This window comes from Myxococcus eversor (assembly GCF_010894455.1).
GTDB lineage: Bacteria > Myxococcota > Myxococcia > Myxococcales > Myxococcaceae > Myxococcus > Myxococcus eversor.
This window is the reverse complement of sequence record NZ_JAAIXY010000007.1, coordinates 20,871-41,995: the sequence shown is the minus strand read 5'-3', so window position 1 is coordinate 41,995 and position 21,125 is coordinate 20,871. Positions and strand designations below refer to the sequence as shown.

Genomic DNA, 21,125 nt, shown 5'->3' with positions numbered 1-21,125 from the left:
ATACCGCCGTCACCGTCTCAGCAGGACGTAGACCGCCCCCGTTCCTCCGTCTTGCGGACGTGCGGTGGAGAACGCCAGCAGCAGTCCTCCAATGCGCTTCTGTGACAGCCACGACTTCATCAGCTCCTTCAGCACCGGCATCGAATCCTTGGAGTGCAAACCGCGCCCGTGGACGATGAGCACGCACCGGTGACGGGCGCGGCGACTGTCGGCGAGGAAACGCTCCAGCGCCGCCTTCGCCTCGGCCTGTGTCATGCCGTGCAGGTCCAACTGGCCCTGGATGGAGAAGTCACCCCGGCGCAGGGCGCGCAGCAGGTTGCGGTCCACGCCAGGGCTGGTGCCCTCCAGGAACTCGTCCGCGCCGGAGGAGATGTCGAAGTCTCCCTGGCCGGCGACCAGCTCGGAGAGCTGCGCGAGCGCCTCCGCGTTCTCGTCGATGAGCTCCGGCAGGCGCGGGTTCGACTTGGGCGGCTCGCCCCGGTGGGTGATTTGGGCCACGCCGTCCATGGCGGAATAGAAGAGGGCGGCGTCGTCCTCGGCGCTCTCGCGGACGGGCTTCGCCTTGGTGGCGCGCGCGGGAGCGGGAGCCGGCTTGCGCTTCTCGGCCTCGGCGGCGGCGCGGGCCTGGGCCTCCTTCTTCTCCTGCTCCTGGAGGGACTTGATGGCGCCCTTGAAGGGGTTGTTGTGGAACGCCTCGTCCTTCTTCTTCGGGGGGGCTTTTTTCTGCGAGCTCATGGCGGGAGAAGACCTCGTCGTGGGCGATGGCGGGATGTAACCCTGGGCTACATCCCGCGCAGGCGCCGGATTTCCTCGTAGGCGTCGCGGACATCCTGGAAGTGGCGGGCCGCCTCGTCGGCGTCCTCGCCCTTCAGGTGGGCATGCTTGTCCGGGTGCAGCTCCGCGGCGAGCCGCCGGAAGGCGCTCTTCACCTCGGAGTTCGTGGCGTCTGGCGTCAGCCCGAGCGCCTCGTAGTGCGACGAGCTGTCACCCAGGTGGAGCGTGGCGATGGTGTGCTGCTCCTCGGGGGACAGCTCCAGGCCGTCGCCCACCCGGCTGAGAATCTCGCGCTCGGAGCGCTGGAGGGAGCCGTCCACGAGCGACAGTTCGAAGAGCGCGTCCAACAGCCGCCGCCGCTCGCTGGAAGGCATGGCCTCCTGGCAGGCGGCCACGGCGTCATCCAGGTTCGGCGGCACGGCGATGAAGTCCTTGAGGCGCCCCCGCACGAACTCCAGCGAGTCCGGGCCGTACTTGAGGACCTCCTCGAAGTAGCGGCGGATTTCGCGAACCTCCTCGCGGCGCACCTCACCGTCGGCGCGGGCGACCTCCACGAAGAGGGCGCAGAGGCTGCGCGTCAGGTGCGCGTCGGCTTCCTCCTGGACGGAGGCGGCATCGCGCGGCCCGCCGCGTGCGACGAAGGCGGAGGGCGACAGCGGGGGGAAGTCGGCGAGCGCGTCAGGGGACTCGGCCGGCAGGGCGTTCATCTCGTCGAAGCGATGCCCGACGAAGCCGCCCACGGCCCCCAGCAAGACAATGGCCCACGGGCTGCCGATGAGCAGCCCGACACAGAGACCTATCATCACCCCGAGCACTTTTCCTGAGCCCATGGCCGCGGTTTCCCTCCCTGCCGGGTGGGGAGTCTCTCATAGAGTGGGCCGCGCTATGGCCCAGTTGATTGACGGCAAGGCAGTGGCGGCGCGGGTGCGAGCGGAGGTGAAGGCGGAGGTGGCCCGGCTCAAGGCGGAGCGGGGCCTCGTCCCTGGCCTCGCCGTGGTGCGGGTGGGGGAGGACCCCGCGTCCAAGACGTACGTCACCGGAAAGAAGAAGGCCGCCGAGGAGGTGGGCTTCCACTCCTGGGAGCACCACCGGGATTCCACGGTGTCCCAGGAGGAGCTGCTCGCCCTGGTGCACCGGCTCAACGAGGACCCCACGGTGCACGGCATCCTGGTGCAACTGCCGCTGCCCCGGCACATCGACGCGGACGTCATCATCTCCGCGGTGAGGCCGGAGAAGGACGCGGACGGCTTCCACCCGATGAACGCGGGCAGCCTGCTGCTGGGCCGCCCCGCGACGCGGGCGTGCACGCCGCTGGGCGTCATGCGGCTGTTGGAGGAGATTGGCTGTGAGCCGTCCGGCAAGAACGCCGTCGTCGTGGGCCGCAGCAACATCGTCGGCAAGCCGATGGCGCTGATGCTGCTTCAGCGCAACGCCACCGTCACCCTCTGCCACAGCAAGAGCGACCTGCCGAGCGAGGTGTCGCGGGCGGACATCCTCGTCGTGGCGGTGGGCGTGCGTGAATTGGTGAAGGGCGCCTGGATAAAGCCCGGCGCGGTGGTCATCGACGTGGGGATGAACCGCAAGGAAGAGGACAACAAGCTGGTGGGCGACGTGGAGTTCGCCGCCGCCTCCGAGCGTGCGTCGTTCATCACCCCCGTGCCCGGCGGGGTGGGGCCGATGACCATCGCCATGCTCATCCGCAACACGCTCGAGGCAGCCATCCGGAGTGTTGTCCCTTCCTCTCATTGACAGACTTTGACTGGTGCGGTGTCGCGCCGATACGCAGATGGCGTGTGTGTTTCGCGACGCTCCCGGGTTCGAAGGCGCGCGCGCGTCCGCTCGTGACTAACTAGGGCGCACTCTCCGACGAGTCCTCCAGCAAGGCCTGTCTGTCTCGCGTCGCACCTTGTCCGTCGGCGAGTGCCTGCCTGGTTTCCACGGGCCGGACCTGAGTCGTGCGGGAACGGGGGATGCCCGCATGGCGTTGCGTCCCGCGCGTGCGCGGGCAAGGAGCGGTGTGACATGAGTGGCATTCGAAACGCGGCCCTGCTCGTCTGTGTATTCCTCCTGACGAGTCCGGACAGCGCGCGGGCACAGTTCAACGAACGCGCGCAGAAGACGCGCTATCCGGTGGTCTTCGCGCATGGCCTGGGCGGATTCGACAACCTGCTGGGGCTTCTCTACTTCGGGGACGACCTGGGGACCTTCGTGGGTGACGCCTGTGACGAGCCGTTCGAGGTGGCCTGCAATCCCTACCTGAATGCAGGCCAGCGGGCCTACAGCGCGCAGGTCGCGCCCTTCCAATCCTCGGAGGTGCGCGGGCTGCAACTGGCGGATGAGATTGAGGGCGTGCTGGCGACCACCGGCGCGACGCGGGTGAACCTCATCGGCCACTCCCAGGGTGGCAGCGACTCGCTCAAGGCCGCGCGCACGCTCTACACGTGCAAGCGTCGCGCCGTGGTGGACGTCATGGTGAGTGTCTCCTCTCCACTCCGGGGCTCGCCCGTGGCCAAGTTCGTGCTCGACACGGGGCCGACGGTGACGGACCTGGCTGACTTCCTGGCGAAGATCTACGGGGACGCGGTCTACGACGAGGACAGCGCCCCCATCGCGGCCGTCAAGCAGCTGGTCTACAACGACTATGACCCCAACGACGGCGTCACCACGGGTGCGAAGGCCTTCAACGCGGCCAATCCCATGGACTCGCGCTATGCCTCCCACTATGCGTCGTTGATGACCGCGCAGTGGGGGCTGAACCTCAACCCCTCCTTCCTGGCGGTTCAGCAGTTGTTCGTCGACATCGACGGTGACGGCTACTGCGTGGATGACTGCGACAACGACGGTGCCGCGGGGCGGGGCGACGGCATTCCCAACGAGCGCGACGATGACGGAGTGGTGGGCATCAACTCCCAGCAGATGGGGCCGCGCCTGCGCTACACCCCCGTCACCTCTTCGCTCAAGATGGACACCATCGTCAGGGACACGTCCATCGACCCCGTCACCAACCTGAACGCTCCGGGCTCCGAGCAGATGACGTCGATGTCCAGCGTCATCGACCAGGACCACCTGGATGTCGTGGGCTTCGGGCCGGACCTCTTCAACGAGCGAAAGTTCTACTCAGCCCTCATCCACTACATCAGCCAGAACGAGTGACGCGGGACCGCGTGGCTCACTCCCACGCCACCGCGTAGTCGCAGTCCAGCAACTGTCGCTCATGGCCCTCGACGCGCACGTTCGTGGCGCCGAGGGTCCGCAGCACGGTGAGCATCCCCCCCTCGTGATACGGGGGCGGCATGAAGTCGCGCCGCATGTGGAGGCAGCCCTGGCGCTCGCTCTCCCACGACACGTGCCGCTCTCCATAGCTGACGGATGCGGAGTAGCTCCAGGGCAGGTGCTCCACCAGCCGACGCGGTGAACCGCCCGCCGCCGTCATCAGCGTCCTGCCCAGCGCCGACGCCAGGAAGTCCCGCGTGGCCTGCTCACCCATCGACCGCATGGCGGAGTCGAACCCGCCGAGCCGTGGCGCGAGCAGGCCGGCGGCGCAGTACGTCAGCCGGAGGAAGTCATTGACGGGATAGAGGAAGAAGGGGACGAAGCGCCGCTCCTTCGACGTCCTGAAGCACCGCGTCCGGGCCGCCTCTCCAGCCACGCGGCGCACCACCTCCAGCACGCCCAGGAAGAACATGCCCCGCGTCATGTCGCGAGGGGTGGTCAGCGCCAGTCTCCGTGCGAGCTCCGTGAGCGGGTCCACCCCGCCGCGCTCCTCGCCCGTCTCCATGTCCATGTCCCCGCGCGTGCTCGCGTCCATCTCCTGGTGGTACGCCCCTTGGCGGGGAAACCCACGCCTCCCCGCCGGGGAGATGAACGCCACTTCACATCCGCCGGGGCGGATGACGGAACGAGGGCGTTTCCTACGCCCAGGACATGACGTATTCGCAGTCGAGCAGGCTCAAGGGCCGCCCGCGGACTCTCGCGACGCGCGTCCCCACCGCCTGCAGTACCGCCAGCAACACCCCCTCATGGTAGGTGTGGGGCATGAAGTCCCTGAACACGTTGATGCAGCCTTCGTGGGCGCCCGTCCACGTGACATGGCGCTCTCCGTAGGTGACGGCGGTGCGGTAGCCGGAGGGCAGGTTGTTGATGAGGCGCCGAGGGTCTCCCGCGGCGAGCATCAAGAAGCTGCGGCCCACCACCGAGTCCAGGAAGTCATGGGTCGCCTGGGCGCCAATGATTCGCATCGCCGTCTCGAAGCCGCCGAGCCTGGGGGCGAGGATTTCCGCCGCCGCGAAGGACATCCGGAGGAAGGCGCTGACGGGATAGAGGAAGAAGGGCACGAAGCGGCGCTCGCCGGAGGCCGCCAGGCACCTCGCCGCCGCCGTCTCGCCCGACTCGCGGCGCACCACATCCAACACTCCCAGGAAGAACATTCCCCGGGCCCGGTCCTCGCTCGCAGCCAGTCCCAGTCGCCGTTCCAACTCGCAGCCAGGGTCGAGGACTTCTCTTTCCCTGCTCCGGAACGCAATCACTGTCATGGACTTCCCCCCTGACTTGGAAGTTCGAGCGCGGAGGCGTGGTGCGTCCGGACTCGCCCCTGAAAGTGAGCCAAACCGAGTAGCCTGGAAAGCCCGACATGGTGCGACGCCGGTCGGTGTGTGCTGTCTCGGCTGGGACAATTGCATCCGCTTCCAGACGAGGAACCCGGACGGGCGACGTGTCCCAGGCGCGCCGGGAGGTGATGGCCAATTCACAGCATGGGTCGGCGACTCCTGGCGATGTGGCGGTTTCCGAGCGTTCTTGACGCGTGTCAGCGTTGTTGGATTCATTGCCGGAGTCAACGAACTGGGAGGTTTGACTGCGGGCAAGCCCATGCGGGCGACGGCGCGACGCGGCATGCCCTTCCAGACAGGCAATGGGTGTTGACGCGAGAGGGCAGGGCCGACGGTGTGATGCGCGGCGGGGGCCTCGTGAAGCCTCCGCGCCAGGTGGGTGACACGCGGCCCTCGGGTGGTGCCTGTTCGACGCAGCGGGCCCCCGCGTGAGTGTCCACGCGGGGGCCCGGGCCGACTTCGTTCAAGGTGACGCGCCAGATGAGCCGGGCGCGTCAGGTGGCGTCAGCGGCTGAGCACCTGGACCTCGATGCGGCGGTTCGCGTCGCGGCCCTGCTCGGTGTTGTTGGACGCCACGGGCTGCTCGGCACCCACGGCGGCGACGTCCACGCGGTTGGCGGAGATGCCGTCGGCGACGAGGGCGGTGCGCACCGCCTCGGCGCGGCGCTGGGCGAGCTGGCGGTTGACGTTCGCGTCGCCCGTGGCATCCGTGTGGCCGGCGATGCGCACGCGGGAGTTGGGCTTCTCACGCAGCACGGAGGCGAGCTGCCCGACGCTCGCGTCGCTCTGCGGCGTCAGCGTCGCGGAGCCTTCCTCGAAGCCCACGCCGGCGAGGATGAAGCTGCGCGCCCCGCTGTCGATGGCCTGACGCATGGTCTGCGCGTCCCGGGCGACGGGAGGCGTGGTGCCCGCCGTGCCGGCACCGCCCACGCCCGTGTCCACCGGGCGCTGCTGGGGCTGCGGCTGCGCCTGGGGCCGCGCCGGCTGGGTGACGGCCGCCTGCTCGCGTCGAGGCTCGTGGCGCCGCCCACGCGTGAGGAACCAACCGGCCAGGAGCGCGAGCAGCGCCACGGGGATGACCCAGGACAGGTTCTTCTTCTTGGGCTCCGCGTGGTGCACCGGCGCGCGTTCAATCGGCTGCTGCCGCCGCACCGTCTCCACCGTGGGGACGGCGCGCGTCTCGTGGACCTCCTCGACGACGCGAGGCCCCACCGCCGCGCCCCCCATGCCCAGGATGCTGCCCAGCCCCGCGGGAAGCGCGGCCGACAGCAGCGACTTCTGGCCGCCGAGCAGCTGCCCCAGCCCCGCCGCGCCCATGCGGTTGTCGCGCACGTGCTTGCCGATGACACCCATGATCATGGGCGCCACCAGCGCCATCATCCCGCCCGCGGACTTGCTGTTGCTGAACCCGCCCGAGCGACCGAGCGCGCTGGTGATGCTTCCCAGCTTGTCTCCGAACAAGCCATTGAGCATGCCCTGACCGCGCTCCTCGGTGTCGGCGGAGAGGATCTCCTCGTTGCCCGCGTTGGGCCCCGTGTAGCCGCCTTCATTGAGCTGGGACATCAGCCGCTGGGCGCCTGCTTCCGTGGAGCCTCGCTCCGCCACGCTTCCACCCACCGTGGCGATGACGCCAGGGAGTGCCTTGCCCAGGGTGCTCGGGTCCTCCCCCATCGCGGAACCCATCTGCTGCATCACGTTGCCAGTGAAACGCTCACGCACCATGTCGATGAGATTGAAAGCCATGCGAATGCCTCCTCCGGTGTTTGGCACCAGTTGGCCCGGTGCGGGGAGTCGCTCATCGCCTGCATGGCGCCGGGGGCTCCGGAGCGAACGACTCTTCAGGGGACGAAGGTGCGAACCTCCCGGGGAGGGAACATCGCCCTGGCGGCGGGCTCGGTCAGGGGGGCCGTTGCACGCCTGCTCCCGGCCAGGCACTTGCCGCGCCGGGAGCCGGCGTGGCCGCTTGACGTCGGGCGGGCGCGAGCGCGAGCGTCCGTCATCCGACGTTGGGACGAGTGCCCCAGGGGGTTGGACCATGGTGACGCGCGAGGAGCGAATCGAGGGCGGGCTGCTGGGGTTGCTGGTGGGAGATGCGCTGGGCGTGCCCTATGAGTTCCACGCGCCGGAGGGGATTCCCTCGCCAGGCGCGATTGAGTTCGAGCCGCCCGCGGGCTTCGAGCGCTCCCACGCCGGCGTGCCCCCGGGCACCTGGTCCGACGATGGCGCGCACGCGCTGTGCCTCCTGGACTCGCTGCTCTATCAGGGGCGATTGGACTTGGAGGACCTGGGCAGGCGCCTGGTGAACTGGCGCGAGTGGGGCTACCTCGCCGTGGATGGACAGGTCTTCGACGTCGGCATCCAGACCGACCGCGCCCTGGCCATGTTCCGCGCCGGTGTGCCCGGCGCGAGCTCCGGCCCCTCGGAGCAGCGGGACAACGGGAATGGCTCCCTGATGCGCGTGCTGCCGCTCGCGTTGTGGCATCGCGGGAGCGACGCGGAGCTCGCGTCGGACGCCATGCTCCAGTCCCTGGTGACGCACGGCCACCTGCGCTCGCGGGTCTGCTGCGCGCTGTATTGCCTCTGGGCCCGCCGCGCGCTGGAGGGCTCCGCCCGCCCGTGGGACGACGCGCTCGGGGCCTTCCGCGCGCTGTACCCGGAGGGCACCGAGGCCCGCGCCGAACTGGACGATGCCGTCCTCCCGCTCGGCGCCGAGGACACGCCCGGGCGCGGCTCCGGGTACGTGGTGGACTGCCTTCGCTCGGCGCGGGACTGCGTGGCGGGTGACCACGGCTTCGAGCACGTGGTGCGCGCGGCGGTGCGCCTGGGCCACGACACGGACACCACGGCGGCGGTGGCCGGCGGCATCGCTGGAGTCATGCTGGGCGCGCGGGCCATTCCGGAGCGGTGGCGCTCGGCGCTCCGGGGCCGCGAGTTGCTGGAGCCCCTGCTGCGCAAGCTGCTGGTGCACGCTTCCCGCTGACCGGATACCGCGGGCCTCGCTCCGCCCACCCCCCCGGGGGCGGAGCGAGGCCTTCAATCCAACGCCAGCCGTCGGGGAGTCCACCGGCCCGGGCCAGAGCAGGCTCTGACCTGCGGGGCCGCGTCCTCCACCATCACCACCCCGCGAATGATATGCCCAGGGTGCCTTCCTGCAACTCGATTCAAAGCCGGATTGACTGGATGTCGTGGTGTCTGGCTTTGGAATTGTACCCAGGTACAATGCCAGTCATTGCGGGCATGCGGCGCGCCTCGGCCCGCGGGGCGGAGTCAGGTGTTGACGGCGCCACAACCAGCCTAAGCTGAAAGAACTGCATTGCTGGATATGCGCGACGCGTTAGTATGGGGCGGATCCTGAGGGGCCAGCGCGGCCGGGGTGAGCCTGAGGATGTCGAACAAACATGAAATGGGTGCGCTCGCTGGACGGGCGCTGGCGAGTCATTCCGGCACGTGGGAGGCCTTGCGCTCCCTGCCACCGGTGACGGAGCCCGGACGACAGGAATCCAAACCGCTGGACGCGACGCAGGAGTCGCGCGTGCGGTGGCTGTTGTCGGAGTACCTGGGCGCGGTGCGAAGGCGGGCGGACGGGCTGTGCATCTGGTTGATGGCGGGCCAGTGGGTCTTCGCGCTCGCGCTGGCGGTGGTGACGTCCGCGCATCCCTGGGATTGGCGGATGCACCCGGGCCCCGAGCCGCTGTGGGTGGCGCTGCTGCTGGGCGGGCCGCTGTGCATCATCCCGGTGACGCTGGCGTTGCTGCGGCCTGGCGCGGTGGTGACGCGGCAGGTGATGGCGGTGACGCAGGTGCTGTGGTCCGTGCTGCTCGTGCACCTGTCGGGCGCGCGGCTGGAGACGCACTTCCATGTCTTCGGTTCGCTGGCGCTCCTGAGCTTCTATCGAGACCCACGGGTGCTGCTGACGGCGGGCGTGACGGCGGTGCTCGCGCACATGCTGCGAGGAATGGGCTGGCCGGCGCCGGGCGCCACGTTCTCCGGCGCGTCGGGGTGGAGCGTGCTGGAGCTGGCGTTCTGGGTGGGGCTGGTGGATGGGGTGCTGGTGCTCGCGTGCCGGGGCGTGGCGCGGGAGATGCGGTGTGTCGCGGAGCGGCAGGTGCGGCTGGAGCGCGCGTACGAGCGCGAGAAGCAGGAGCGCGAGCGGACGACGGAGCGAAGTGGCCGGGAGCTGGCGGACAACCAGGAGGTGATGGCGCGCCTGGAGAAGCTCGCGGCGGTGGGGCAGTTGACGGCGACGGTGAGCCACGAGCTGCGCAATCCCCTGGCGGCGGCGCGCACGGCGAACGCGGCGGTGGTGCGCAGACTGCGCAACGTGGAGGGGGCGCTGGACGACCCCCGGCTGCGGCGCTTCCTCGACATCATCGAGCGGGAGCTGGGCGTCTGCGCCAGCCTCACGTCGGAGATGCTGGAGTTCGTGCGGGAGCGTCCGCTGGTGCTCCAGCCGTGCTCGCTGCACGGACTGATGGAAGAGGTCATCGACGTGGTGCCCGCGCGCGACGGAGTGTCCGTGATGAACCGCGTGCCCGCGGCGCTCGAGCCCCCCTGGGTGGACCGGGAGCTGCTCCGCAAGGTCCTCATCAACCTGGTGCAGAACGCGATGGAGGCGATGCCCCTGGGTCGCGAGGGCAGGGTGGAGGTGAGCGCGGAGCTGGGCGTCGGTCGGGCGTTCCAGATTCGCGTCGCCGACAACGGCGGCGGGATTCCGGCGGGGGTGCTGGACCACATCTTCGACCCGCTCTTCACCACCAAGGCGCACGGCACGGGCCTGGGCCTGACGGTGGTCTCCAGCACCGTGCGGCAGCATGGTGGGACGCTGCGGGTGGAGAGCCGCGAGGGGGAGGGCAGTGTCTTCACCATCTCCCTGCCGCGCGTGCGGGCCGTCTCCGGGGTCGCCTGCCCGTCGTGAGGGAGGCTCAGCGCAGGCGGGTGAGGCGCAGGGTGCTCGGGCCCGAGAGGGAGGTGAGGCCCGAGGGATACAGGCACGACAGCAGGTCCACGGGAGTCATGGCCTGCGTCAGGGTGACGGCGTCTCCCTGGAAGCGGCCTCCCGTCACCAGTCCGACGGAGACGTGGACTCGCGCGCCGTTGATGACGTCCACCCCGGAGCCCTGGAGCGTGAAGGTGGAGACCGAGCCGTCATCCCACGTGACGGTCGCCTCGGTGGGCCCCAGGTTGCCAGCGCAACTGGTGGACAGCTCCGTCGTCGCCACGAGCACGCCCGAGGTGACGAGCGCGTCGCTCGACGTGCACGTGTCGTAGCTCGTGTAGTTCGACGCGATGACGTGCCGGTTCGACAGCCTCAGTCCCGGGTCCCACGTCTGATAGGCGCCTCCCGCGCAGGTCAGCTCCGTCGAGCCCACCTGCGCCCAGGCGGGCGCGGCCAGGAGGGCGAGTGCGCTCAGCAGCGCGGGAAGGGTGGACGGGAGGACTCTGGACGACATGGACGGCTCCGTGGGCTGCCGGCGGAAGAGGCGCGGGGTCGGATGAGTGAGCCCCGCGAAGGAGCCTCACCAGTCCGACCGCCAGTCGCACGGGCCTGTCTGGAACCCCACCCGGGTTCGCGGGCCCGTCAGCTCCGGAACGCCTCGCGCACGCCATCCCGGCGCAGCGTGAAGAGCATCCAGACGGCCACCGGCACGCCCACGACGCAGCCGGGGGACAGGATGTACAGCGCGGTGATGCCGCCCACCGTGGCCAGCCCGTAGCCCTTGAGGCTGAGCGCGCTCAGCGCGCCCCACGCGGACAGCACGCCGCAGAGGATTCCCACCAGCAGCATCAGCGCCAGCGAGACCGACAGCTGCAGCGGCGCCCCGCCCGGGCCCGCGAACGGCGACGTCACGTTCAGCGCCGCGAGCACGAAGCCCAGGATGTTGAAGAAGACGTTCAGCACGCCCGTGCACAGCAGGAAGAAGGCCGGGGCGCGGACGATTTCGATGACCTTCGCGCGCGGGTCATCGGGGGGAAGCTGGATGCCAGGACCGCTCATGTACGGGCTCTCAATGCGCTCACGATCATCCGCGTCGCCGGGGATTTGTTGAGCGTGTAGAAGTGGATGCCGGGCACGCCGCGCGACAAGAGCTCCATGCACTGCACCGTGGCGTGCGCCACGCCGAGCTGCACCACCGCGTCCGGCTGGTCCTTCACCCGCTCCAACTGCAGGCCCAGGCGCATGGGCACCGTCGCGCCGCACATGCGCGTGAAGCGCTGCACCTGCTCGAAGTTGGTGATGGGCATGATGCCGGGGACGATGGGGACGTTGATGCCCGCGCGACGGGCCCGCTCCACGAAGTCGAAGTAGAAGGCGTTGTCGAAGAAGAGCTGCGTCACCACGAAGTCCAGCCCCGCGTCGACCTTCGCCTTCAGATGACGCAAGTCGTCGTCACGGGAGGCCGTCTCCACGTGGCCCTCCGGATAACACGCGCCCCCGAGGCAGAAGTTGAAATCCTCTTCTCGGATGAATCGCACCAGCTCCGAGGCGTAGGTGAAGCCGCCCTCGGCGGTGACGAAGGACTTTTGTCCCTGCGGCGGATCTCCTCGGAGGATGAGGACGTTGTCCAGCTTCGCGTCCGCCAGTCGCTGGAGCAGCTCCTTCAGCTCCTGACGCGAGTGGCCAACACACGTCAGGTGGGCCATGGCCTCGATGCCCGTCTCCGCCTTGATGCGCGTGACGAGCTCCACCGTCCTGTCGCGCGTGCTGCCGCCCGCCCCGTACGTGACGGAGACGAACCCGGGCTCCAAGGGCGCCAGGTCCTCCAGCGCCTTGAGCAGGTTGGCCACCCCTTCATCCGTCTTCGGCGGGAAGAACTCGAAGGAGAAGCAAGGGTTGGACGGATTCAAGCGATTACGAATCTTCATGTTGGACCCAGTGTAGACGGTCCCCGTTGGCCTTGATCGGCGAAGGTGCGCGGCTATAGTCCGCGCCGTTTTCACCCCCCCTTCATCAGGAGAAGCCGATGGCCCGGCGTACGCCGCTCAACGACGCCCACCGCGCGCTGGGCGCTCGGATGGTCGACTTCGCGGGTTGGGACATGCCCGTTCAGTACACCTCCGTCATCGCCGAGCACGAGGCGGTGCGCAACCACGTTGGCCTCTTCGACGTGTCGCACATGGGCGAGGTGGAGTTCACGGGTCCCGGCGCGCTGGAGACCGTCAACGCCCTCATCTCCAATGACCTCGCTCGCATCTCGGACGGGCAGGCCGTCTATGCGGGCTTGCTCAACGAGCAGGGTGGCTTCGTCGACGACATCGTCGCCTACCGCTTCAGCCCCGAGCGCATCCTCATCTGCGTCAACGCGAGCAACCGCGACAAGGATTTCGCGTGGATGAAGGAGCATGCGCGCGGTGTCACGCCCGTGGACCGGGGAGACGACTTCGCTCAAATCGCCGTGCAGGGCCCCAAGGCCGCGGGCCTGGTGCAGCGGCTGACCAAGACGGACACCTCCAAGATTGGCACCTACCGCTTCGCGGAGGGCGAGGTGGCGGGCGTCGGCGCCATCATCTCGCGCACCGGCTACACGGGCGAGGACGGCTTCGAGCTGTACTGCGCGCCGGGTGACGCGGTGGCGCTCTGGAACGCGCTGCTCACCGAGGGCCAGCAGGACGGCGTGAAGGCGTGCGGCCTGGCCTCGCGCGACAGCCTGCGCACGGAGATGAAGTACGCGCTGTACGGCAATGACATCGACGACTCGCACACCGCGCTGGAGGCGGGGCTGGGGTGGATCGTCAAGCTGGACAAGGCGGGTTTCATCGGCAAGGACGCGCTGGTGGCGCAGAAGGCCGCGGGCGTGAAGCGCAAGCTGGTGGGCTTCGAGCTGACGGGTCCGGGCATCCCCCGTCACGGCTATCCCATCCACAAGGAGGGCAAGCCGGTGGGCGAGGTGACGAGCGGAACCATGGGCCCGACGGTGAAGAAGCCCATCGGCATCGGCTACGTGCCCGCGGAGCTGGCCGCGGAAGGCTCCACGTTCGACGTCGAGATTCGCGGTCGCGCCGTGCCCGCCGTGGTGGTGAAGACGCCGTTCCACAAGAAGCCGTGAGTTCCTTCTAGCCCTGTCGAGGAGCATCCATGTCCGACCAGAACATCCCCGGTAACCTCAAGTACACCAACGAGCACGAGTGGGCCCGCGTCGAGGGGAACAAGGTGGTGGTGGGAATCACCCACCACGCCCAGGCCACGCTCGGCGACGTCGTCTACGTGGAGCTGCCCAAGGTGGGCGCCACCCTCGACCAGGGCGACGAGTTCGGCACCGTCGAGTCCGTGAAGGCCGTCTCCGAGCTCTTCTCGCCCGTCTCCGGCAAGGTCGTGAAGGTGAACGACGCGCTCACCGAGAGCCCGGAGACGCTGAACGAGGACCCCTACGGTGAGGGGTGGATCCTCGAAATCGAGCTCTCGGACACCAGCCAGGTGAGCGAGCTCCTGGACGCCGCCGCCTACGGCAACCTGCTCAAGAACGCCTGAGAGTGAAGCGCCGCAGGGCCGTTGTTAGTGACGGTCCTCGAATTTTCCGACTCCGCCGTCGTGAGTCGCACGCGAGCCACCACCGCCATGTCCCTGAACTGGAAGTACCAGGAGTCGTTCGCCGGCCGGCACATCGGTCCGGATGAGCAGGAGCTGAAGCAGATGCTGTCCGCGCTGGGCGTGGACTCGCTCGATGCCTTCATCGACCAGACCGTGCCGCCGGCCATCCGTTCCAAGGAGCCGCTGCGGCTGGGGCCGGCGCGGGGGGAGCATGACCTGCTCGCGCTGCTGGAGACCATCGCCGCGAAGAACCAGGTGTTCCGGTCCTTCATCGGCATGGGCTACCACGACACGCACACGCCCAACGTCATCCTGCGCAACATCTTCCAGAACCCGGGCTGGTACACCCAGTACACGCCCTATCAGGCGGAGATCGCCCAGGGTCGGCTGGAGGCGCTGCTCAACTTCCAGACGATGGTGATGGACCTGACGGGCCTGGAGGTCGCCAACGCGTCGCTGCTCGACGAGGGCACGGCCGCCGCCGAGGCGATGGGGCTGGCGCTGCACCTGAAGGGTGAAGACGCCGGGGCTGCCTTCTTCGTCTCCGAGGGCTGCCACCCGCAGACGGTGGACGTGGTGCGCACGCGCGCCGAGCCGCTGGGCGTGGAAATCGTTGTCGGTGACCACCGCACGGTGGACCTGTCCGCGAAGAAGTACGTGGGCGCGCTGGTGCAGTACCCGGCCACGGACGGCGCGGTGCTGGACTACCGCGCGTTCGGCGAGAAGGTGCACGCGGCGGGAGGACTGCTCATCGTCGCCGCGGACCTCTTGAGCCTCACGCTGCTGACGCCTCCGGGCGAGTTCGGCGCGGACGTGGCGGTGGGCAGCGCGCAGCGCTTCGGCGTGCCCATGGGGTACGGCGGTCCGCACGCGGGCTACTTCGCGACGAAGAACGCGTACACGCGCGTGATGCCGGGCCGCCTCATCGGCGTGTCCGAGGACGCGCAGGGCCGACGTGCGCTGCGCATGGCGCTCCAGACGCGCGAGCAGCACATCCGCCGCGAGAAGGCGACGAGCAACATCTGCACCGCGCAGGTGCTGCTGGCCGTCATCGCCAGCATGTACGCCGTCTACCACGGGCCCCAGGGCCTGAAGGCCATCGCCGAGCGCGTGCACGGGCTCACCGTGCTGCTGGCTCGCGGCCTCGCGAAGCTGGGCTTGAAGGTCCGGCACGAGCAGTACTTCGACACGCTGCGCGTGGAGCTGACGACGCCGCAGGTGCGCGCGGTGCTCGCGGCCTCCGAGTCGGCGCGGATGAACTTCCGCCGCATCGACGAGAAGACGCTGGGTGTGTCGCTGGACGAGACGTCCCGCGTGTCCGACGTGGAGGCCATCCTCGCGGCCTTCGCCACGGGCGCGGGCAAGGCCGCGCCTTCATCGCTGGACGACGTGGGCGCCAACGTGGAGACGCCGGTGGTGCCGGAGCTGCGCCGCACGAGCGCGTTCCTCACGCACGCGGTCTTCAACAGCTACCACTCCGAGACGGAGATGCTGCGCTACATCCGGCGGCTCGAGGCGAAGGACCTGTCCTTGACGCACTCGATGATTCCGCTGGGCAGTTGCACGATGAAGCTCAACGCCACCGCGGAGATGATTCCGGTGACGTGGCCGCAGTTCGGCCGGCTGCATCCCTTCGCGCCCACCTCGCAGGCGGCCGGCTACAAGGTCATCTTCGAGCAACTGGAGCAGATGCTCTCCCAAATCACGGGCTTCGCGGGCTGCTCGCTGCAGCCGAACGCGGGCAGCCAGGGCGAGTACGCGGGCCTGCTCGTCATCCGCGCGTACCACCAGGGGCGAGGGCAGGGGCACCGCGACGTGTGCCTCATCCCATCCTCCGCGCACGGCACCAACCCGGCCTCCGCCGTCATGGCGGGCTACAAGGTCGTCGTCACCAGGTGCGATGAGAATGGCAACATCGACCTGAACGACTTGCGCGCCCGCGCGGAGGAGCACAAGGACAAGCTCGCCGCGCTGATGGTGACGTACCCGTCCACGCACGGCGTGTTCGAGGAGGAGATCAAGGAGATCTGCTCCATCATCCACGAGCGCGGTGGTCAGGTGTACATGGACGGCGCGAACCTCAACGCGCAGGTGGGCCTCACGGCGCCCGGGCTGGTGGGCGCGGATGTCTGCCACATCAACCTGCACAAGACGTTCTGCATCCCGCACGGCGGTGGTGGCCCGGGCATGGGTCCCATCTGCGTGGCCAGCCACCTGGTGAAGCACCTGCCGGGGCACCCGGTCATCCAGACGGGGGGAGCGGACGCCATTGGCGCCATCTCCGCGGCTCCGTGGGGCAGCGCGAGCATCCTGCTCATCTCCTGGATGTACATCTCGATGATGGGCGGCGAGGGCCTGACGAAGGCGACGAAGCTGGCCATCCTCAACGCCAACTACATCGCGGAGCGGCTGCAGCCTCACTACCCGGTGCTGTACCGGGGCAAGCGGGGCAGGGTGGCGCACGAGTGCATCGTCGACCTGCGCCCGCTGAAGAAGACGTCGGGTGTCGAGGTCGAGGACGTGGCCAAGCGGCTGATGGATTACGGCTTCCACGCGCCGACGGTGTCGTTCCCCGTCGCGGGCACGCTGATGATCGAGCCCACGGAGAGCGAGTCCCGCGCGGAGCTGGATCGCTTCTGCGACGCGATGATCGCCATCCGCCAGGAGATTCGTGAAGTCGAGGAGGGGCGCATGCCGAAGGACAACAACGTCCTGAAGAACGCACCCCACACCGTCCGCACGATTACGAGCCCGGAGTGGAACCGTCCCTACTCGCGCGAGCTGGCGGTCTTCCCGGCCCCATGGGTGCGCGACAACAAGTTCTGGCCGTCCGTGGGGCGCCTGAACAACGTGCTCGGTGACCGCAAGCTCGTGTGCTCGTGCCCGCCCATCGAGGACTACATGACGCCGGAGCCCAAGCCCGCCGTCGCCTGACGGGCCGCGCAAGCTCGGTGAGTCCCGGGGCCGTCTCCCTCACGTGGGGAGGCGGCCCTTGTTTTTCGCGCGGGTCCGACTCAGCTCGCGTGCGGCGCGATGCCCTCTGCTCGGGTGGTGCCCGCGTGCTCGGGCTCCACGTGGACGACGACGTCCACCACCTGGGGATAGGCGGCGTGGAGGGTGCGCTCCACGCGGTCCGCCACCTCGTGGGCCTGGGCGGTGGTGAGGTTCGGGTCCACCTCGATTTTGAGGTCGACGTAGACGCTCTCCTCCATGCCCCGGCTGCGCACGTCGCGGCAACTGCGCACGCCGGCAACGCCCACGGTGTGCTGCGCCACCTGCGCGGGGTCCAACCTCGCCGTGTCGGAGAGGATGCCCACCGCCTGCCGGACGATGCCGTAGGCCACCCACGCCACGAAGACCATGACGCCCAGGGCGATGATGCCGTCCGCCTTCGGATAGCCCAGCGCCACCAGTCCCAGCGACGCGAGCACCGCCAGCGTGACGTAGACGTCGGACAGCGTGTGGCTCGCGTCCGCCAGCAGCAGGCTGCTCTGGTACTTGCGCCCGTAGTGGCTCTCCACGCGCGTCACCGCCAGGTTGACGCCGAGGGTGAGCACCATGACGACGGCCATGGCCGGTGTCACCTGCGCGTGACGCTCATACAGCAGCGAGTCGAGCGCCATGCGCCCCAGCTCCAGCATGCCGATGCCAATCATCGCGCCGATGCCCAGCGAGGCGAGCGCCTCGAACTTGCCGTGCCCGTAGGGGTGGTCCTCGTCCGCCGGCCGCGAGGCCACGCCCATGGCGACCAGTCCCAGGACGTTGGAGCCACCGTCGATGAACGAGTGCAGTCCATCCGCCGTCACCGCGGCGGACTGGCTGAGGAAGCCGAAGAGGAGCTTGGCGCCCGCCACCACCCAGTTGGCCACGAGGATGGCGAGCAGCACGTTGCGGATGCGCTGGCTGCGCTGCTGGAGCGCGGTGCTTCTGTCGGCGGAGGACATGTCCACGGCGCGGCACCGTAGTGGGAACCGAGTCCGGCGGCGAGGACCTCTCACGCCGCGCGTGGTGAAGCGAACGTCAGTTGGGCTGGCGGAACAGCCGCATGCGCGGGCCGCCCCCCATCTCCAGGAAGAACCCGAAAGAGAAGCGCACCTTCGAGTCGTCGCTCAACAACCCCGGCGGTGGGTTGGGGAAGGGCTGCGCGCGCTGGAACGAGGACACCGCCTCCATGTCCAGGAAGTCCAGGCCGCTGCTCTTCTCCACCTCGATGTTCGTCACGCGGCCCTTCTCGTCCAACGTGATCTCCAACATCGTGTGCCGGTCCTTCCCGGTGAACATGCTGCCCGTGGGGTCTCTCCGGAGCAGCGTCTCGTTGGGATTCCAGTGCATGCCCACGCTCTGCTTCACGCGGTTGAAGAAGCTGGCGTACTTCCACTCGCGCGAGTTGAGCAGCGTGCCGTCGCCTTCATCCACGTCGCGCAGGTGGTCATTGGGAGCGGCGCCCAGCACCTTGTCCATCACCGCGCGAGACGGCATCAACGCGGCGATGCCCGGCGAGCCCACGCGTCCGGCGGAGCCTTCCTGCTCACCCCCGGTGCCCGGCTGGATTCGCAGGCGCTTCGCGTTGCCCGTCAGCTCTTCGCTCTCGTTCTGGTTGTTCACCGCCACGCCGCCGGGCGTGTTCGGGTCCGTCTTCACCTTCACTTCGTTCTTCTTGTGGATGTCGGGGACCTCGAACGCGAACTTCTGGCCCCCCTCGGCGAGCGGCCGGTCGTCATTGCCCATGCCGTTGTTGCCGGCGATGCGCGGCGCCTGCGGCTCCGCGTCCGCGCCCTTCTGCTCCTGGGGCGCGGTGCGCTGCGGCATGGCGTTGCGGTAGAAGGGCGTCTGCTCCCGGGCCCGCGTCTCCTTGTCCACGCGGTTGTTGTGCTCCGCGAGGTACTTCGCGTCGGGTGCCTGCTGCTCGTTGCCCGGCGCCAGGTCCACCACCTGCCCCTCGGGCCTGGTCTCTGGCTTCTTCTCCTCGGGCTTCTTGTCCTGGACGCGGGGCTTCTGGGTCGTCTGCGTCTTCGAGTCCGTCTTGCCCCGGTTCCGGGCCCACTGGTCTTCCGTCAACGGCCGCACGGCCACGGAGGTGGGGGGGCGGGTGACGGGCTTGCGCTCCCGTCCCGTCGGCGGAAGCGTCCCCGTGAAGAGCACGATGGCCAGGTAGGCGCCATGAAGCGCCAGGGCGAGCAGCACCGCGGCGACCACTCGCCAAGGGGATGCTCGCCGCCGCTTGCGGCGCCAGTCTGACTTCGGAGAAGAACCCGTGCTCACGGCGCGATGATAAACCTCCGGGCCCGCTGCCTAGTCCCGTCCCGTTCGCGGCGGAACACCTGGGCAGGGGAGGACATTCACGAGACGTGCACTGGTTCTCAGGCGCGCCCCCTCTTCAGGTCAGTAGATGGGGGCGACTTCAGCACCATTGAAGTAGTGACGGAGGATTTCCTCGTAGCGCTGCCCGGCCTCGGCTCGGCCGATGGCGCCCGTCTGACACATCCCTACTCCGTGGCCCCAGCCGCCGCCACGGAAAAGCCAGTGGGTGGGTCGGCCCTCGGCGTCCCGCTCGGCTTCCACCACCGCCATGCTGCTGTTCAGCATCCCGAAGAGGCGGCGGATGTTCAGTTCGCCACGCACCTGGGTGGCCCCCAGGTCCCCGGATAACGCGAGCACCCGGGCCCGGCCGGACACGCCCCGCTCCTGAAGACTCATGGCCTGGACGCGTCCCACCCCCAGCCGGGTGACGAGCGCGTCCACCTGGGCAGCCGTGAAGCGCTTCTCCCAGCGGAACTTGCTGGGCTGGGCGAAGCTGGACAGCCGGCAGGCGGCCCTCACGTCGGGCGCGGCCAGCCAGGCCTCCAGGCGGGAAGGGGAAGGCGTGCTGCCCGAGGGCTCCAGGATGTCCGGGCGCCCGCGCAGGCTTGGGTCCGGCGGGCCGCCCCAGACGATGTCGTTGTCCTCGGTGTGGCCTCCGCACACCGCGCTGTAGACGGAGTCCACCAGCCGGCCGTCCGCGCTGAAGAGGGCCTGGCCCCGGGTGGCCTCTACCGCCGCGGACGTGCTGGCCGCCTCGCCCGTGCGCCCCCGGTACACGGCGCAGTGCTGCTCCGAGCACAGCAGATAGGGGTCCGCCAGGTGTTTGATTCCCACCTTCGCGAGCACCTCGCCGCGCGCGGTGACGGCCTGGGCCTTGAGCGCCTCCGAGTGGGCGCGGGCGAAAATCTCCGCGGGCACCAGGCCCTTGAGCAGGTCCTCGAGCGGCACCACGTTCACCACCGCCAGCAGGCCCAGGCGGTCCACGGAGAACTGGAGCGCGCCCCGGAACGTCCGGTCCTCGAAGCCGTGGAAGTCGTAGCCGACGCCGAACTCCACCTGTCGCACGTCGAAGCCCGCGCCGTCCGGGGAGTCCGCGTCCAGCTTGTCCTGCGCCAGGCCCACCACCGCGCCGGACTCATCGCGCACCTCCAGGATGGCGCGCGCGGGAGTGCGGACCTCCTCGAAGAGAATGGTCCGCGCGCCGAACTGGCGCAGCAGCTCCGCCTGTCGCGTCGCGGCCTCCTCGGGGGTGAGCACCTCATCCACCAGGAGCAGTGAACGCCGGTTGTCGATGACCTTGCCGGCGATGCCGTACACCGCGCCCAGCACCTGCGTGCGCACCGCGAGGCCCCGGGCCCTCCACTCCTCCTGCGCGGCGGCGAGCCCCTCCCGGTCCGCGAACCGGTGCTCGCCCAACTGCACGCGCGCGGAGAGCACCGCGGGCGTCCCCTGCGTCACGCGCACCGTCCACCGCGTCCCCGCCGCGGCGTCCAGCACCTTGTCCACCGCTCCGCCGAAGCGCATCCGCATCCGGCCTCGGGGGGAGAAGGTCGCCTCGCGCCGTCCCTCCATGAGGCGGATGGGGAGCCGAGGCTCTCCGCCCCGGAAGTCCAGGCGCTTCAGCTCACCGGGGCCTGGGATTCCTTGCGCCAGCGGGTCTTCTCCAGGCGCGCCCGGCAGCGCGCTGGTGTCCACGCCCCCGTCGCTCGTTCCCCCGTCCGGGGAGGAGGGCAGGCTGCCCGCGTCCGTCCCGGCGTCCTGGCCCTCATCGGCCAGGGCCTCCACCGAGGGATTCGCCAGGTGGGGTGGAGGCTTGGGGCTCGCGCAGGAGGCGAGCAGCACGGCGGAGAGCAGGAGCGGGACGGCGGTGCGCACGGGGGGCGACACCGTACCCGCCGGGGCGGGGCCTGTCACGG

At 69.3% G+C, this 21,125-nt stretch carries 18 protein-coding genes; 7 read left to right on the top strand and 11 right to left on the bottom strand.

What is annotated here, in order from left to right:
- Nucleotides 1-9: 9 nt before the first annotated feature.
- The gene (locus G4D83_RS15640; RefSeq protein WP_163865556.1) at nt 10-735 is read right to left on the bottom strand and encodes a Smr/MutS family protein; all 726 of its coding nucleotides are present in this window, start codon (nt 733-735) and stop codon (nt 10-12) included.
- Between the two features lie 47 nt (nt 736-782).
- Nucleotides 783-1,604 carry a TerB family tellurite resistance protein gene (locus G4D83_RS15635; RefSeq protein ID WP_163865555.1) on the bottom strand — a complete coding sequence of 274 codons (822 nt, stop codon included), beginning with the start codon at nt 1,602-1,604 and terminating at the stop codon, nt 783-785.
- Between the two features lie 55 nt (nt 1,605-1,659).
- Between G4D83_RS15635 and folD the strand changes: the two genes are divergently transcribed.
- The gene (gene folD, locus G4D83_RS15630) at nt 1,660-2,523 is read left to right on the top strand and encodes a bifunctional methylenetetrahydrofolate dehydrogenase/methenyltetrahydrofolate cyclohydrolase FolD (RefSeq protein WP_163865554.1); all 864 of its coding nucleotides are present in this window, start codon (nt 1,660-1,662) and stop codon (nt 2,521-2,523) included.
- A gap of 273 nt (nt 2,524-2,796) precedes the next feature.
- Nucleotides 2,797-3,927, top strand: a complete 1,131-nt coding sequence (locus G4D83_RS15625; RefSeq protein ID WP_163865553.1) for an esterase/lipase family protein — start codon at nt 2,797-2,799, stop codon at nt 3,925-3,927.
- Nucleotides 3,928-3,943: 16 nt separating this feature from the next.
- On the opposite strand, the gene G4D83_RS15620 is transcribed toward G4D83_RS15625, so the two are convergent.
- The 3 genes from G4D83_RS15620 to G4D83_RS15610 form a co-directional block, all read right to left on the bottom strand.
- Complete coding sequence (locus G4D83_RS15620) at nt 3,944-4,582, bottom strand: TIGR02265 family protein (RefSeq protein WP_163865552.1); 639 nt, start codon at nt 4,580-4,582, stop codon at nt 3,944-3,946.
- 103 nt (nt 4,583-4,685) lie between these two features.
- Nucleotides 4,686-5,306: a TIGR02265 family protein gene (locus G4D83_RS15615; RefSeq protein WP_163865551.1), complete on the bottom strand. Its 621-nt coding sequence runs from the start codon at nt 5,304-5,306 to the stop codon at nt 4,686-4,688.
- 579 nt (nt 5,307-5,885) lie between these two features.
- On the bottom strand, nt 5,886-7,124 hold the full coding sequence (locus G4D83_RS15610; RefSeq protein ID WP_163865550.1) for an OmpA family protein: 1,239 nt from the start codon (nt 7,122-7,124) through the stop codon (nt 5,886-5,888).
- 292 nt (nt 7,125-7,416) lie between these two features.
- Between G4D83_RS15610 and G4D83_RS15605 the strand changes: the two genes are divergently transcribed.
- Together G4D83_RS15605 and G4D83_RS15600 are read left to right on the top strand one after the other, a co-directional pair.
- Nucleotides 7,417-8,361: an ADP-ribosylglycohydrolase family protein gene (locus tag G4D83_RS15605; RefSeq protein ID WP_163865549.1), complete on the top strand. Its 945-nt coding sequence runs from the start codon at nt 7,417-7,419 to the stop codon at nt 8,359-8,361.
- Between the two features lie 405 nt (nt 8,362-8,766).
- A complete protein-coding gene (locus G4D83_RS15600; RefSeq protein ID WP_163865548.1) occupies nt 8,767-10,296 on the top strand; it encodes a sensor histidine kinase in 1,530 nt (509 codons plus the stop codon).
- A gap of 7 nt (nt 10,297-10,303) precedes the next feature.
- Here G4D83_RS15600 and G4D83_RS15595 read toward each other — a convergent pair whose 3' ends face one another.
- The 3 genes from G4D83_RS15595 to metF all read right to left on the bottom strand — a co-directional run bounded on the left by G4D83_RS15595 (nt 10,304) and on the right by metF (nt 12,245).
- Entirely contained in the window at nt 10,304-10,831 is a 528-nt protein-coding gene (locus G4D83_RS15595) for a hypothetical protein (RefSeq protein ID WP_163865547.1), read from the bottom strand.
- A 128-nt stretch (nt 10,832-10,959) separates the two neighbouring features.
- The gene (locus G4D83_RS15590; protein ID WP_163865546.1) at nt 10,960-11,376 is read right to left on the bottom strand and encodes a hypothetical protein; all 417 of its coding nucleotides are present in this window, start codon (nt 11,374-11,376) and stop codon (nt 10,960-10,962) included.
- The gene (metF, locus tag G4D83_RS15585) at nt 11,373-12,245 is read right to left on the bottom strand and encodes a methylenetetrahydrofolate reductase [NAD(P)H] (RefSeq protein WP_163865545.1); all 873 of its coding nucleotides are present in this window, start codon (nt 12,243-12,245) and stop codon (nt 11,373-11,375) included. The genes G4D83_RS15590 and metF overlap by 4 nt, the downstream gene beginning before the upstream one ends.
- 98 nt (nt 12,246-12,343) lie before the next feature.
- Between metF and gcvT the strand changes: the two genes are divergently transcribed.
- The 3 genes from gcvT (at nt 12,344) to gcvP (ending at nt 16,842) form a co-directional block, all read left to right on the top strand.
- Nucleotides 12,344-13,426, top strand: coding sequence for a glycine cleavage system aminomethyltransferase GcvT (gcvT, locus tag G4D83_RS15580; RefSeq protein ID WP_163865544.1), 1,083 nt, complete (start codon nt 12,344-12,346; stop codon nt 13,424-13,426).
- A 29-nt stretch (nt 13,427-13,455) separates the two neighbouring features.
- A complete protein-coding gene (gcvH, locus tag G4D83_RS15575; RefSeq protein WP_163865543.1) occupies nt 13,456-13,848 on the top strand; it encodes a glycine cleavage system protein GcvH in 393 nt (130 codons plus the stop codon).
- 87 nt (nt 13,849-13,935) lie between these two features.
- The gene (gcvP, locus tag G4D83_RS15570) at nt 13,936-16,842 is read left to right on the top strand and encodes an aminomethyl-transferring glycine dehydrogenase (RefSeq protein ID WP_163865542.1); all 2,907 of its coding nucleotides are present in this window, start codon (nt 13,936-13,938) and stop codon (nt 16,840-16,842) included.
- 80 nt (nt 16,843-16,922) lie between these two features.
- On the opposite strand, the gene G4D83_RS15565 is transcribed toward gcvP, so the two are convergent.
- The 3 genes from G4D83_RS15565 to G4D83_RS15555 all read right to left on the bottom strand — a co-directional run bounded on the left by G4D83_RS15565 (nt 16,923) and on the right by G4D83_RS15555 (nt 21,084).
- Nucleotides 16,923-17,852 (bottom strand): cation diffusion facilitator family transporter, encoded by a 930-nt coding sequence (locus G4D83_RS15565; protein ID WP_163865541.1) that lies wholly within the window; start codon nt 17,850-17,852, stop codon nt 16,923-16,925.
- 76 nt (nt 17,853-17,928) lie between these two features.
- Nucleotides 17,929-19,170: an energy transducer TonB family protein gene (locus G4D83_RS15560; RefSeq protein WP_163865540.1), complete on the bottom strand. Its 1,242-nt coding sequence runs from the start codon at nt 19,168-19,170 to the stop codon at nt 17,929-17,931.
- A gap of 120 nt (nt 19,171-19,290) precedes the next feature.
- Complete coding sequence (locus G4D83_RS15555; protein ID WP_240356347.1) at nt 19,291-21,084, bottom strand: SpoIID/LytB domain-containing protein; 1,794 nt, start codon at nt 21,082-21,084, stop codon at nt 19,291-19,293.
- Between the last annotated feature and the right edge of the window lie 41 nt (nt 21,085-21,125).

Bases quoted from the DNA above. Each gene is read 5' to 3' on its own strand.
- G4D83_RS15595 (WP_163865547.1), bottom strand. From the start codon at position 10,831: ATGTCGTCCAGAGTCCTCCCGTCCACCCTTCCCGCGCTGCTGAGCGCA.
- G4D83_RS15605 (WP_163865549.1), top strand. From the start codon at position 7,417: ATGGTGACGCGCGAGGAGCGAATCGAGGGCGGGCTGCTGGGGTTGCTG.
- G4D83_RS15625 (WP_163865553.1), top strand. From the start codon at position 2,797: ATGAGTGGCATTCGAAACGCGGCCCTGCTCGTCTGTGTATTCCTCCTG.
- gcvH (WP_163865543.1), top strand. From the start codon at position 13,456: ATGTCCGACCAGAACATCCCCGGTAACCTCAAGTACACCAACGAGCAC.
- gcvT (WP_163865544.1), top strand. From the start codon at position 12,344: ATGGCCCGGCGTACGCCGCTCAACGACGCCCACCGCGCGCTGGGCGCT.
- G4D83_RS15565 (WP_163865541.1), bottom strand. From the start codon at position 17,852: ATGTCCTCCGCCGACAGAAGCACCGCGCTCCAGCAGCGCAGCCAGCGC.
- folD (WP_163865554.1), top strand. From the start codon at position 1,660: ATGGCCCAGTTGATTGACGGCAAGGCAGTGGCGGCGCGGGTGCGAGCG.
- G4D83_RS15640 (WP_163865556.1), bottom strand. From the start codon at position 735: ATGAGCTCGCAGAAAAAAGCCCCCCCGAAGAAGAAGGACGAGGCGTTC.
- G4D83_RS15635 (WP_163865555.1), bottom strand. From the start codon at position 1,604: ATGGGCTCAGGAAAAGTGCTCGGGGTGATGATAGGTCTCTGTGTCGGG.
- G4D83_RS15620 (WP_163865552.1), bottom strand. From the start codon at position 4,582: ATGGACGCGAGCACGCGCGGGGACATGGACATGGAGACGGGCGAGGAG.
- G4D83_RS15610 (WP_163865550.1), bottom strand. From the start codon at position 7,124: ATGGCTTTCAATCTCATCGACATGGTGCGTGAGCGTTTCACTGGCAAC.
- gcvP (WP_163865542.1), top strand. From the start codon at position 13,936: ATGTCCCTGAACTGGAAGTACCAGGAGTCGTTCGCCGGCCGGCACATC.
- G4D83_RS15615 (WP_163865551.1), bottom strand. From the start codon at position 5,306: ATGACAGTGATTGCGTTCCGGAGCAGGGAAAGAGAAGTCCTCGACCCT.
- metF (WP_163865545.1), bottom strand. From the start codon at position 12,245: ATGAAGATTCGTAATCGCTTGAATCCGTCCAACCCTTGCTTCTCCTTC.
- G4D83_RS15590 (WP_163865546.1), bottom strand. From the start codon at position 11,376: ATGAGCGGTCCTGGCATCCAGCTTCCCCCCGATGACCCGCGCGCGAAG.
- G4D83_RS15600 (WP_163865548.1), top strand. From the start codon at position 8,767: ATGTCGAACAAACATGAAATGGGTGCGCTCGCTGGACGGGCGCTGGCG.